Origin of the sequence: Paeniglutamicibacter terrestris, from assembly GCF_012271785.1 — a bacterium.
GTDB classification, from domain to species: Bacteria; Actinomycetota; Actinomycetes; order Actinomycetales; family Micrococcaceae; genus Paeniglutamicibacter; species Paeniglutamicibacter terrestris.
In genome coordinates, this window is record NZ_JAAWVT010000014.1 from 1 (window position 1) to 12,364 (window position 12,364).

Annotated in this window: 9 protein-coding genes; 2 read left to right on the plus strand and 7 right to left on the minus strand. The window is 56.9% G+C overall.

The genetic code is table 11. The features are described from left to right. Nucleotides 1–38: 38 nt before the first annotated feature. On the plus strand, nucleotides 39–1,346 hold the full coding sequence (locus HED64_RS18445) for an MFS transporter (RefSeq protein ID WP_168153425.1): 1,308 nt from the start codon (nucleotides 39–41) through the stop codon (nucleotides 1,344–1,346). A gap of 75 nt (nucleotides 1,347–1,421) precedes the next feature. Here HED64_RS18445 and smc read toward each other — a convergent pair whose 3' ends face one another. Beyond that, nucleotides 1,422–5,006: a chromosome segregation protein SMC gene (gene smc / locus HED64_RS18450; protein ID WP_168153426.1), complete on the minus strand. Its 3,585-nt coding sequence runs from the start codon at nucleotides 5,004–5,006 to the stop codon at nucleotides 1,422–1,424. 135 nt (nucleotides 5,007–5,141) lie between these two features. Here smc and HED64_RS18455 point away from each other — a divergent pair, with 135 nt between their 5' ends. Beyond that, nucleotides 5,142–5,960: a serine hydrolase domain-containing protein gene (locus HED64_RS18455; protein ID WP_168153427.1), complete on the plus strand. Its 819-nt coding sequence runs from the start codon at nucleotides 5,142–5,144 to the stop codon at nucleotides 5,958–5,960. Nucleotides 5,961–6,133: 173 nt separating this feature from the next. On the opposite strand, the gene HED64_RS18460 is transcribed toward HED64_RS18455, so the two are convergent. The 6 genes from HED64_RS18460 to HED64_RS18485 all read right to left on the minus strand — a co-directional run bounded on the left by HED64_RS18460 (nucleotide 6,134) and on the right by HED64_RS18485 (nucleotide 12,308). Then, entirely contained in the window at nucleotides 6,134–7,633 is a 1,500-nt protein-coding gene (locus HED64_RS18460; RefSeq protein WP_168153428.1) for a glycosyltransferase family 2 protein, read from the minus strand. Nucleotides 7,634–7,859: 226 nt separating this feature from the next. Then, nucleotides 7,860–9,740: a glycosyltransferase gene (locus HED64_RS18465; protein WP_168153429.1), complete on the minus strand. Its 1,881-nt coding sequence runs from the start codon at nucleotides 9,738–9,740 to the stop codon at nucleotides 7,860–7,862. Between the two features lie 163 nt (nucleotides 9,741–9,903). Further along, the gene (gene mutM, locus HED64_RS18470; protein WP_168153430.1) at nucleotides 9,904–10,824 is read right to left on the minus strand and encodes a bifunctional DNA-formamidopyrimidine glycosylase/DNA-(apurinic or apyrimidinic site) lyase; all 921 of its coding nucleotides are present in this window, start codon (nucleotides 10,822–10,824) and stop codon (nucleotides 9,904–9,906) included. Between the two features lie 3 nt (nucleotides 10,825–10,827). Next, nucleotides 10,828–11,529, minus strand: a complete 702-nt coding sequence (gene rnc, locus HED64_RS18475) for a ribonuclease III (protein ID WP_132357986.1) — start codon at nucleotides 11,527–11,529, stop codon at nucleotides 10,828–10,830. Between the two features lie 9 nt (nucleotides 11,530–11,538). Then, entirely contained in the window at nucleotides 11,539–11,742 is a 204-nt protein-coding gene (gene rpmF / locus HED64_RS18480) for a 50S ribosomal protein L32 (RefSeq protein ID WP_132357988.1), read from the minus strand. 2 nt (nucleotides 11,743–11,744) lie between these two features. Further along, nucleotides 11,745–12,308 (minus strand): YceD family protein, encoded by a 564-nt coding sequence (locus HED64_RS18485; protein WP_132357990.1) that lies wholly within the window; start codon nucleotides 12,306–12,308, stop codon nucleotides 11,745–11,747. Nucleotides 12,309–12,364: the final 56 nt, after the last annotated feature.

Genomic DNA, 12,364 nt, shown 5'->3' on the forward strand with positions numbered 1-12,364 from the left:
CCGGCCCCTCTTATATATTGTCTAAACTCGAGGTAACTATGCCTATCAATGCCTCGACTTCCGGTCGCCCCGAACAACCTCTCACTCCCGAGCCAGAGCAACGGCCGTCGGTACCCCGCGAGATTCGTGTTCTCGTTGCGGCCGCGTTCGTGGTGGCGCTCGGATTCGGACTCATCGCACCGATCCTGCCGCAGTTCGCAACCAGCTTTAACGTCGGTGTAGCCGCAGCCAGCGTCATTGTCAGCATCTTCGCCCTGGCCCGGTTGGTCTTTGCCCCGGTCAGCGGAAAACTCACCGATCGGTTGGGCGAACCCACCGTCTATGTCACGGGCGTCCTGATTGTTGCCGCCTCCACCATCCTGTGTGGTTTTGCCCAGAGCTATACACAACTGCTGATTTTCCGCGGCCTGGGCGGGCTGGGTTCAACCATGTTCACCGTCTCGGCCATGGCATTGATCGCACGTATTTCACCACCACAGATTCGTGGTCGGATCGCCGGGTTGTATTCGGGCTCGTTTTTGCTCGGAAATGTCGCCGGCCCGGTGCTTGGATCATTCGCCGCTGGCATGGGCTTCCGCATCCCCTTTTTCATTTATGGCGGGGCACTGATCGTTGCGGCCGCGATCGTCTATTTCTCGCTCTCGCGCACACGCAGGACGCTGACTCCCGGCTCAACCACCAAGGTGCTCGCGGTTGAACGGATCTCCCTGTCTGAGGCCTGGAGTTTCTCCACGTTCAAGGCGGCCTTAGTGTCCGGATTCACCAACGGGTGGATGGCCTTCGGCGTGCGAATGTCATTGATCCCACTCTTTGCCGTGGCAGCCTTCAGCTCCAATGGCACTGTCTTGGCGGGACTTGCTTTGGCCATCTTCGCCGTGGGCAATGGTTTGGCCCTGACCGTCGCCGGAAGGATTACCGATACCTTTGGGCGGCGTGTGCCCATCCTGTGGGGCCTGTCGATTGCCTCGCTGGCCACAGCCACCATCGGTTGGGTCGACAACGTCCCGCTCTTTATTGCGTTATCGGTCCTCGGTGGCATCGGGACCGGGCTCATGGGTCCGGCCCAGCAGGCTGCCATCGCCGATGTTGTGGGCCAGGGGCGGAATGGCGGCAAGGTCTTAGCCACCTTCCAGATGGCCACCGACTTCGGTTCGATCATTGGACCGGTGATTGCCGGCTTCATTGCCGACCAGGCTGGCTTCGGTTGGGCTTTCACGGTCAGTGGTGCCCTCGGCCTGTTGGGTGTGTTGGCCTGGCTTCCCGTCAAGGAAAAACGAAAAGTCGAAAACGCGGCCGGCCCGGGCGCACAAACGCCCCCATCAACAACCGCTGGCACCGAGGACTAACAACTCTGGGGAGCCCTTTTCCGGATGTTCGCGTGTGGAAAGGGTCAAAGAAACAGCAGCGGCTCGGTATCCCTGTTAAGCGCTGAGTTGCTGATCGCGTTCGATGCGCTGACTGATCACCGTGGACACACCGTCTCCACGCATGGTGACTCCATAGAGGGCATCCGCCACCTCCATGGTCCGCTTCTGGTGAGTAATCACGATCAACTGACTGGATTCGCGTAGTTCCTCAAAGATCGTGATGAGTCGACCCAGGTTGGTGTCATCCAGCGCGGCTTCAACCTCATCCATCACGTAGAACGGTGAAGGGCGAGCCTTAAAGATCGCCACCAGAAGCGCAACGGCTGTCAGCGACCGTTCCCCACCGGAGAGCAAGGAAAGTCGCTTGATCTTCTTGCCGGCGGGCCGGGCCTCAACCTCGATACCCGTAGTGAGCATGTTCGCAGGATCGGTCAGGACCAGGCGGCCCTCTCCCCCGGGGAAAAGCCGCTCGAAAACGCGCTCGAATTGCGCTTCGGTGTCCCGATAGGCCTCGGTAAAGACCCGTTCCACGCGCTCATCAACATCCTTGATGATGTCCAGCAGATCCTTGCGGCTCTTTTTGAGGTCTTCAAGCTGCGAGGTTAAGAACACGTGGCGTTCTTCCAGCGCTGCAAACTCTTCCAAGGCCAAGGGATTCACGCGGCCGAGTGCCGAAAGATCACGTTCGGCCGTCTTGAGACGCTTTTCCTGCTCGAGACGATCATAGGCAGTGCCCTGGGGAAGAGCATTTCCTTGCTCATCAACCGTCTGATGTAGGGCTGCCCATTTATCCTCTTCCGCTAGGGGCTGAGGAATGAGAACGTGAGGTCCGAAGTTTTCGATCAGATGCTCACTGGTCAGGCCCAACTCTTCAATGGAACGGTTCTCCAGCGTTTCAATGCGTAGTCGTAGCTCGGCGCGGGCCAGCTCGTCACGATGGACCGAGCTCGTCAGCGCGGCAAGTTCGGCGCCCAACTTATCTACGCGGGCACGGACCAGGGAAAGCGATGCCTCAATTTCTTCACGTCGGGCCTGGAGCAGCTCTCGCTCCGCATCGGCGCGATCGATGGAAATGTTGGTGAAGGAGATGATGCGTTCTACCTTCGCCGATACTTCGCTGGCGGCCAGGGCCTGCGCGCGACGGGCTTCGGCACGTCGTTGAGCCTCCACCCGCGCTCGGCGCTCTGTTTCCGCGGCGCGCTTGAGCGACTCAACACGGGAACGGATTCCGTTGGCGCGTTCCTCGGCACTACGCAGTGCTAATCGGGCGTCGAGCTCCTTTTGCCGAGCGGCAACAGCAGCTGCTGCCAGTTCGTCACGTTCGTCGGTTTCCGGTTCGTGATCTTCGGGTGCTTCCTGGGCCAGATCCAGTCGTTCCAGGAGCTCGGCGAGCCTTTCCTGCTCCACCTCGAGCTTTTCCTCCGCGAGGCTGACCTGCTGATCGAGGCGTTCACGCTCTCCGTACCCCTGGCGCAGCAGTGAACCGAGGTGCTCCATCCGTTGAGCGACCGCAGAGATTTTGGCATCAGAGTCATGCAGGCGACTCAGTGCAGCGTCCGCGGCTTCTTCTGCCGTCATCAATTGTGCCGTCAAGTCTGCGGCGCTCAGCCGCAATGCGCTCAACTGCTGTTGCACCGAATCGAGTTCGTTGGCGGTCTCGGTAATAGCGGCATTCTGTTCGATGAGCGAGGGTGCAGCCGTGGTTCCGCCGCTTGCGGTCCCGGCTGTGAGGATGTCACCGGAAAGCGTCACAGCCCGAGTCGTCGGGTCAAGGGACATCAGTTCCCTGGCCTCACCCAAATCCGCCACAATGATCGTGGACCCCAGAAGATGTGTCAGTGTGCCGCGCAGGGGCTCGGGCGCCGAGATCACCTCAAGGGCAGATTTGCCGAGGGACGTCGTGGGGTGGTCCTTGGCTAGCGCCTCAATATTGCCGCTGATGAGATGGACACGTCCACCGTCGCTATCGCGCAGTCCGCCAAGAATGGCCGTGGCGTGGTCAAGTTCCTCTACGGCAAGTGCTTCGGCCAGCGGGCCCAGTGCTGCCGCTACGGCAATTTCATAACCGGCCTCAACCTCGAGGTGATGGGACAGTCGGCCCAACACGCCCCGATGGTCGCCGGCCAGGATATCTTCCGACGCGTCCTTACGCACCGCTCCCATGCGCAAAGCTTCCAGCCGTCCGTTCAGGGCGCCGAGCTGGGTGGCAAGTTCTTGTTCTCTCTTCTGTTGAAGATCCATGCGGACGACCAAGGCCTCGTGCCGATCTGCGGCATGTTCGTAGGCGGTATCCAGGTCTTCTTCGCCGTCTTGCACGGTGGCTGCTTGTTGTTCCAAGACCGCAAATTCATTTGCTGTTCCTTCCCGCCGGGCGGCCCAGCCCTGGAGGGATTCGCGGAGCCGGCCGAGTTCTCCGGCCGTTGCATCCACCTTGCTACGTGCCGCTCCCACTTGACCTGCGAGTCGGGCCACTCCTTCTCGCCGGTCTGCGGCGACTCGTAGTTGGTTGGTTAAGCGGCGCTGTTCGGCCTGAGCAGCTTCCTCGGCTTCACCCTTCTCCTCTACGGCAGTTTCGAGCAGCTCCCGGCGCATCTCAAGGTTTTCTTCCAGTTCCTCAAGTTCATCGTGCAGTCGTTCGGCCTGCGCCTCGAGTCGGTCCGGGTCCCGGCTGGAGTCGAATTCGAGAGCGTCGGTTCCCAGCAGTCGAGATCGTTCCGCCGCCAGTGCTCCTAGGGAGCGGAATCGCTCACGTGCCGAGGAGAGCGCGAACCACAGGTCTCTGGCCCGATTGAGCTCCGGCGTTGCCTGCGCGGCAGCGACTTCGAGCGTGGCCAGCTCCGCGCGTGTTTCATCAAGGTGAGCCTGGACGATCTTTTGGTTTTCGCGCTGCGTGGTTTCGTCGGCGATATCCTTGCTCAGGGCATCCGACAAGGTCACCAGGTCATCGGCAAGTAGTCGGGATTTGGCATCACGCACGTCAAATTGGACGCTCTGGGCACGGCGGGCGATCTTGGCTTGTTTTCCCAAGGGGGTGAGCTGTCGACGAATTTCGCTGGTGAGGTCCTCGAGTCGATTCAGGTTTCCCTGCATGGCGTCGAGTTTCCGGACGGTTTTTTCCTTGCGCCGACGGTGTTTCAGTACTCCGGCAGCTTCCTCAATGAATCCCCGTCGATCCTCGGGAGTGGCATGCAGGATCTTGTCGAGCTGTCCCTGGCCCACGATGACGTGCATTTCCCGGCCCAGTCCGGAGTCCGAGAGGAGTTCTTGGATATCAAGAAGTCGACATGACGTGCCATTAATCGCATATTCCGAGCCCCCGGCTCGAAACAATGTGCGCGAGATCGTCACTTCGGCGTATTCGATCGGGAGCGCACCATCAGCATTGTCGATGGTCAACGAAACGTGTGCCCGTCCTAGGGCGGCTCGACCCGATGTCCCGGCAAAGATGACATCTTCCATTTTTCCGCCACGCAAGGTTTTAACCCCTTGCTCCCCCATGACCCATGCCAGCGCGTCAACGACGTTTGATTTTCCCGAGCCGTTGGGGCCAACAACGGCCGTGACACCGGGCTCAAACTCAAAGGTCGTCGCCGAGGCAAACGACTTGAATCCGCGAACGGTGAGGGTTTTCAAATGCACGTGGGAGCGTCCTGAGTTTTTGGTGGCTAAAGTTATTGGTGGGCTGCCTTCAATACTATCGAGTCACTATCACTCATTGGCGCTCCCCGCCCCGCTAGTCAGCTATTTCACCAATCACACCAGGAGAAGACCCCCTTGAAGAGTCTTTTGACCATCGATTCATGGCCTTCGACACATGCGGCAGCAGCCGTTCTCTCCGCCGATGGAACAGTCCTTGGCACTCATGGGGATCCACATCACCGCTACGCGCTGGCCTCGGTGACCAAGTTGCTGAGCTCCTATGCCTTCTTGGTCGCCCTCGAAGAGGGTGCCTTTGAACTCGACACCCCGGCCGGACCGGAGGGATCCACCGTGAAGCACCTGCTGGCCCACACCTCGGGCTATGACTTTGCGGAGCGGACGGTGCGCTTTGCCCCTGGCCAGCGACGCTTGTACTCCAATGCGGGATTCGAAGTGCTTGCCGAAAGTTTGGAAGCGGCCACCGAGATGCGATTTGGTGACTACCTGTCCGAAGCAGTTCTTCAGCCGTTGGGGATGGATTCCACGTCTCTAGACGGCAGTGCCGCCGCGGGAGCAACGTCTACACTGCAAGATCTTCTGTCCTTTGCGAACGAACTGCAGAATCCGACCTTGTTGGACACGCAAACTCATTCCCAAGCCACACACGTCGTCTTTCCCGACCTGGCGGGAATCCTTCCCGGCTACGGCCGCCAGAAAAATAACACCTGGGGTTTGGGGTTTGAGATTAGGTCGGAAAAATCACCGCATTGGACTGGGCTGCAGAACTCGCCACAAACTTATGGCCACTTCGGGCAGGCTGGGACCTTCCTGTGGGTTGATCCGGCGTTGGAGGCTGCGTGCGTGACGTTGACCGATCAGCCGTTTGGGCCGTGGGCCGTTGAGGCGTGGACACCATTTAACGACCAAGTTATCAATGAACTGCAAAACCGCTAAAGGCCTCAACGACACATCGCCTTGTGCCAACTGAGAGCCACAATTCATTTCGCTAAATCGGGAATTTACTTATTGACGTCTCTACTCACCGATACAACCACCAACCGCGAGTTCCCTTGGCCGAAGGCCACGTACGGTGCTGGGCACCGTACGTGGTTCTCTGTGGACCTCCGCTATTTTCGCAGGTCGATGCTCAGGCTGCCGTGAGCCGTCGAATAGACGCGAACGTTATTCGTGAGAGGCGGGAGCTTCGTTCCGATCGGACAGACCACCCGGGCAAGCGTTCCTACCTTCCCTGAACTGTCACGAACTACGGTCCAAAGGTCCACGATCTCTTTTCCAAAAACCAACATATCGCCTCTGCCAATCGTTGCGGTATGCAGATTTGCGTTAGATTTTGTCGTAGCCTTCGTTATTGCAATGTTGATGTCGACTTGTTTGGTGGATGCCCGGTTTTTCAGAACAAGGGTAGCGCTGTTCAAGGGGGCGATGCTCGAAAGTTGTAGTTGGATGCCAGCTCCGTCAAGAACTGCAGATTCGGCTCGCATCGGAGCATCGACAGCGTATGCAGTGCGTTGAACGTCGACGATGGCTTCGAACGCTCGCTGCCGGATCAGCTCAGTAAGTTCGGATTCCGCCGGAGCAAGACTTGCCAGCGACTCCTCGGGAAGAAAACGTTCAAGGAACTCGGAATGGGAATCGATCCACTGCAACTGCACGTCGCGCTCGAAAGCCAAGAATCTGCCTGGTTCATAGAAGCGGAGGCCCTTTCGCCTGAACAAGTCAAGGACTAGAAGCTGGGCCAGCTCTCTGTCGGGAACATCCTGCAACAGGTTTTTCGCAATCTCTGTCAGAGAACGTACATAACCAGCGGGTTCAATGGGGGCACTACTGATGTTAGAACCCACGGTACGAGTCCGAATGAAATAGTAATCATAGTCAGCAAGAATCGAGGTCTTTCTGGACCTGAGGTAGCAGGCCGACATCACAATTCCGTCTTCTAGCCGGACCCGCTCTTCATGAAAACGAATGTTGTTTTCGAGCAACAACGAGCGGCGAACTAACTTCTGAGGCGACAATGACCTTAAGACTAAGCGAAGTGGGACGTCTTCTATGGTCTTGGTAAAAAGCGATGCTTGTACTCGTCGTCCACCGAGTCCAACCATTTTAGGAACAACCACGTCCGATTCGGTTTTCCGAGCATAATCGACCATACGACGAAGCGCTTCAGGACCTAACCGATCGTCTGCGTCACAAAAGAAGACGAACTCGGATTCACTGGCAGCAATGCCTACGTTTCTAGGCTTGCCGGGCCAGCCGCTATTTTCCTGGTGAATGACGCGGAAATTTGCATTTCTTGCGGAATACACATCGAGAATCTGACCACTAAAATCATCAGAACCGTCATCCACCGCAATAACATCAAAGTCATCTGAGCTAAGATCTTGCGCTTCCAAAGAGTTAAGTAACTCGGTCAAATATGGCATCGCATTATAAACGGGGATTATTACAGATACCGATCGCTGTACCGATCCCAGCGGAATAGGGGAAACCCGTTCGCGCACGTCAGGGCCGACAGGCGAAGCCGAATTGCGTTCTTGGGAATCTAGAATCTTGGGTGTGCCTTCGCTAGATTTCGACCTACCAGTTCCCCATTTGGACAGCAAACCCATAGTGACCTCCATTAGCGTTCGAAGAGGTTAAGAATCTCCTTTAACTCCTCATACGGAGACTGAAACTCACAAATACGAATATTTCCTCTATTCGATATTATCATTTGCGCTCGAAAACCGAACACAGCTAGTACTTTGCGATTCGTCACGTCGAAGATGAGCCTCAAAAACGGTGGTTCAAGCAGTCGAGGCGTTTTTGCCTCTCCAGCTCAGGCTTACAACCCGCCTACATTCGCTTGAGCGAAAGGCAACCGTGCAGGGTTTCGTAAATTCGCCAGCCACCGACGGCTTTAGCTTCCATACGGCCGAATTCGACTCGCTTCCTCAGTGATCCGTCATTCGTGGTCGCGAAAACATCCAAGATTCTCCCCGGACGGCTCTCCTCCACTGACAAGATCCATGCGCCCGCATTGATGGGCTCCGCCGAAGCAACGTCGACCCCCTCACGATTCACAAGGATCAAGCCAAGCTCCGCACTCAGTGGGCCATTCGACAAGAATTCCAGTTCGCCTGGTGCAACCTCTTTGACTTCCGAGACGACTGGCCCGATGGTATTTCCCACCACTCGGTTTGGACGTGGTTCAGCGCTAAATACTTCTACCCAGTTCTCAACGAAATGACTTTTGCTGAATTTTTCTAGGGTTTCGCGACACACAGACTTCATGGCATCGCGCTGAGCAGGATTCTTCATCAGTTCAAGAATTTTCTCTGCCATCGCTTCGTTGGCTCCGAACGGCAACAGGAATCCATTCTGACCATTATTGATAACGTCCCTAGGGCCATAGTTTGCATCATATGCCGCTACCGGTACCCCGTGCCCCATGCTTTCCAGAAGGATCAGAGGGAAACCTTCAGATGCCGAGGTCAAGAGCGTGACTAGGGCAGAACCATAGATCTCTGCGGGATTGTTTGTGAACGGCATGAACTTCACGCTGTCCTTGATGCCCAACTCGTTAATGAGATCAGCCAGACTATCTTCTTCGGCATCCTTATAGCCGAACCCGAACACCTCCATGCGAGCACGAGGTTCCGCGGCCGCAACGTGTGCGAATACTCGCATTGCCTCATCAAGGCGCTTCTTCGCGTGGATTCGCGCCACCAGGACGATGCGGTAAGGATCAACGATGGCAGATTCGGCGGACGCCTCCGGGGCCACCTGACCAATAACCTTCATAATGTCGCCGTGGCCAAACTGCGATGACAAGTCGCTCTTCTGCGCAGACGTCAGCACAACGAGGCGGTCCCACGCGTCGAGGTTCTTTCCCGCCCGCGTCCAATTGACGCTCGTTGCCGAACCGGACACATACGGCGGTTGCAGGTGATTGCTGTGGGCCGTCATGACCTTGAGGAGATTTGGATGACGGAGTGAACTGACGATGTCGTCAACGTTCTCCCGTGGCAAGTTAGGAAGATTCTCCCTAAATTCTGAAACGATGGCCGGAGCCGCTTCATCTTTGAGGACGCGCTCAAAGGCAAATTTATAGAGGGCTCCCATGGTGGCAAAAGAACGAGGATTCTCACCATGAACGAACGAGACTCCCCAATTTGGGTTACCGGGCGTCTGCCAGATAGTCAGGAAGCACGCCGTATCCTTGCCGAAAAAGCGCTGAACGGTCGGAGATGCACTGCCCGGCTGATACGTCAGAGTCCTCGCGACAGAACCGGTTTCATCCATCTCATCTCGTTGGTAGCGGAATCTGGCCTCGTTAAAGTACTCGACAACTTCGATTCGGCCCACCGGATCCAAACGTACGTATTTTTCGTAAATGCCGTCTCGGAAGTGACGAAATTCGCGACCAGATGTCCCCGTCGGAAATACAGTGATCCCTGACCCTTTTTCGATTTCGAAGGGGGAACGCTTATCAACCGAAGAACTGTCAAGGGAGTACAGAATGCTGTAAGCAGTCACATCTTGGTGCAGGTGACCATCCCTCTTGAGCTCGTCAACATCCAGTTGTAACCGCGGCTGTCCAGCGAGAACCGCGATCTTGACGTTGCTCATCGACCCGTCGGCAGCGAGTGCATTGGCACGCTCGCGAACGGCTTTAACGAGCCCACCGCGTTTGAGGGCGAGAGTATTTACAAGAAAGTGCGCCGTCCGAGTCATACCGACAATCCTACCCAACTCAACTGGTCAGCTAATCATTTACCGGCGTTACGAGTGCCCAGAGTCGTCCATACGATGCGGACGGTCTTCCATATCACCCAACACGTCGTTCACCCGATTGCGAAGTACCCGCTGAATTTTCCGATCCGCACGTTTGAATCCGCTAGGGGCGAGGTTTGCGTTGGCACCTGGGACAGCTGAAGGAGGATCGCCCCATGAAGGGGTCTCGACGAATCAGCGAGGTCAATTCCGCCTCGGCGCAGCGCTGGCACGCCTTACCTTCGCGGCCATAGGCGTTTAAGGATCGGTCAAAGTAGCCAGAAGCGCCGTTGACATTTACGTAGAGTGCATCGAAGCTCGTTCCGCCTGCGGCTAGCGCCCTATCCATGACATCTACGAGCGCGGTGTGCAGCCGCACGACATCCGGGCGCCGGATGGTGGCTGTTGATCGCAGGCCATGAAGTTTCGCTGCCCAGAGTGCCTCATCCGCGTAAATATTGCCCACACCCGAAATGACCTGTTGATCTAGGATGGCGCGCTTGAGTTGTGTGGTGCGCTTGCGAAGGGCCACAAAGAGTGTTTCCGGTGTGGAGGCAGGGTCAAGAACGTCGCGGGCAATATGCGCAGCAGCCTTCGGAATCACCGGAATCTCCGATCCGACGCCACCGGGAAGGTGGTCAACGGTGGAAACTAGGGGTGACAGGAACATCCCTCCGAAGATTCGTTGATCAATGAATCGTAATTCGGCCGGCTTTTCTGCCTCGGGAGATAGCTGCAGCCGCACCTTGAGATGCTTCTCATCGGTTGCGCTGGATTCTTCAACAAGGAGCTGACCGCTCATCCCCAAGTGCGCCACCAAGGCGCTGGGAGTCTCCAAACCATCAAGAATCATCCAGAGGAATTTTCCGCGGCGGACGGCTGAGGTGATACGAGTCGATGTGAGCGTTGCCGAGAAATCGGTGGGGCCTTCAAGATGGCGCCTGACCGAACGAGGATCGACGACCTGCACCGATTCAACGGTTCGGCCGACGACCCAGTCGTCCAGGCCTCGGCGAACCACCTCAACTTCAGGTAGTTCGGGCATGAGTTAGTTCGCCTTTGCGGAGTCGTCCTGCGGGCGAACCATTTTCCAGGTTTCGGCCGCGGCTTCCTGTTCGGCTTCCTTCTTAGAAGGTCCGGTGCCCTGGCCATAGGGGTTGCCGCCAATATGAAGGATTGCAACGTAGCTACGTGCATGGTCCGGGCCGGAACCCATGACGCGGTATTCGATGCTGCCCATTTTCTGGGCTGCTGCGACTTCTTGAATGGCCGTCTTCCAGTCGGTTCCGGCGCCCAAGACATCAACGTCGTGGAGCAGCGGGAGGATCAGTCGCATGACCATGTCCCGGGCAACTTCGACGCCGTTGTTCAGGAAGGTGGCTCCGATGAGCGATTCCATGGTGTCGGCCAAGATGGAGGACTTGTCCTTGCCGTTGGTCAGGATTTCTCCTTGACCCAGCAAAATGAACTCGCCCACTCCGAGGGAACGCGCGATGCCGGCTAGGGCACGGGTACTGACCACGGCTGAGCGTCGTTTGGCCAGATCGCCTTCGGGAAGGTCTGGGTAATTCTTGTACAGGTGGTCGGTGACGGCATAACCGAGCACCGAGTCGCCTAGGAACTCCAGACGTTCGTTGGTGGGGATCCCACCATGCTCATAGGCGTAGGAACGGTGTGTGAGTGCAAGACGAAGCGTCTCGGGGTCAATAGTGACCCCGAGACGCTTCAAAAGCTCTTCTGTTGAAGGCATGAGACAGACTTAAGCGTCTGCGACCTTGCGACCCTTGTATTCAAGGAACAGCTCGGTGCCTGCAGAATCGGTAACAACCTTCGCCTGGTGCGGCAGGCTGTAGGTAACCTGTCCGTTCTCCATGGTCTTCACCAGGGTAGGCGCGGTTGCCTTCCACTGGGCGCGACGGGCGCGAGTGTTTGAGCGGGACATCTTCCTCTTCGGGACAGCCACGGCTACTTCTCTTCTCTCTCGACTGAATGTGTACTCTGTGTCGCATCCTCTGCGACGATGTCGGTCAGCCCGGCAAGAGCTGCCCAACGAGGATCCAAGACCTCATGGTGATGCTCAGGATCCTCATTCAGGCTTTTTCCACATTCGGAGCAAAGCCCTGCACAGTCTTCCCGGCATACCGGTTGGAACGGCAGTGCGGTCACCACTGCATTCCGGAGTACCGGTTCGAGATCTATACGATCATCAACAACCTGGTACTGGTCAAGATCTTCTTCTTCGGTGAACTCGTGTAAGCCCTCGTAATAATAAAGTTCTTGAATGTCGGCATCGAAGTCATACGCGATGGCTTCCAAGCACCGGCCGCATTCACCGTCGATTTCGACAGTAGCGGTTCCGGAAACTAGAATACCCTCGTGCACGGCTTCGAATCTCAGATCCAGATCAATCTCTGATCCTTCACGAACTCCAATGAGTGCCACACCAATTTCACCCGGCGCGGCGACCACTTCATCAAGTTTCGTCATATTTCCTGGGCTTCGCCCAAGATCCTTGGTCAAGAAGACCAAGGGCGAGCTGCGATCAATCCCGTGTGACGACGATTGATCTGAACGCTTTTCGCTGA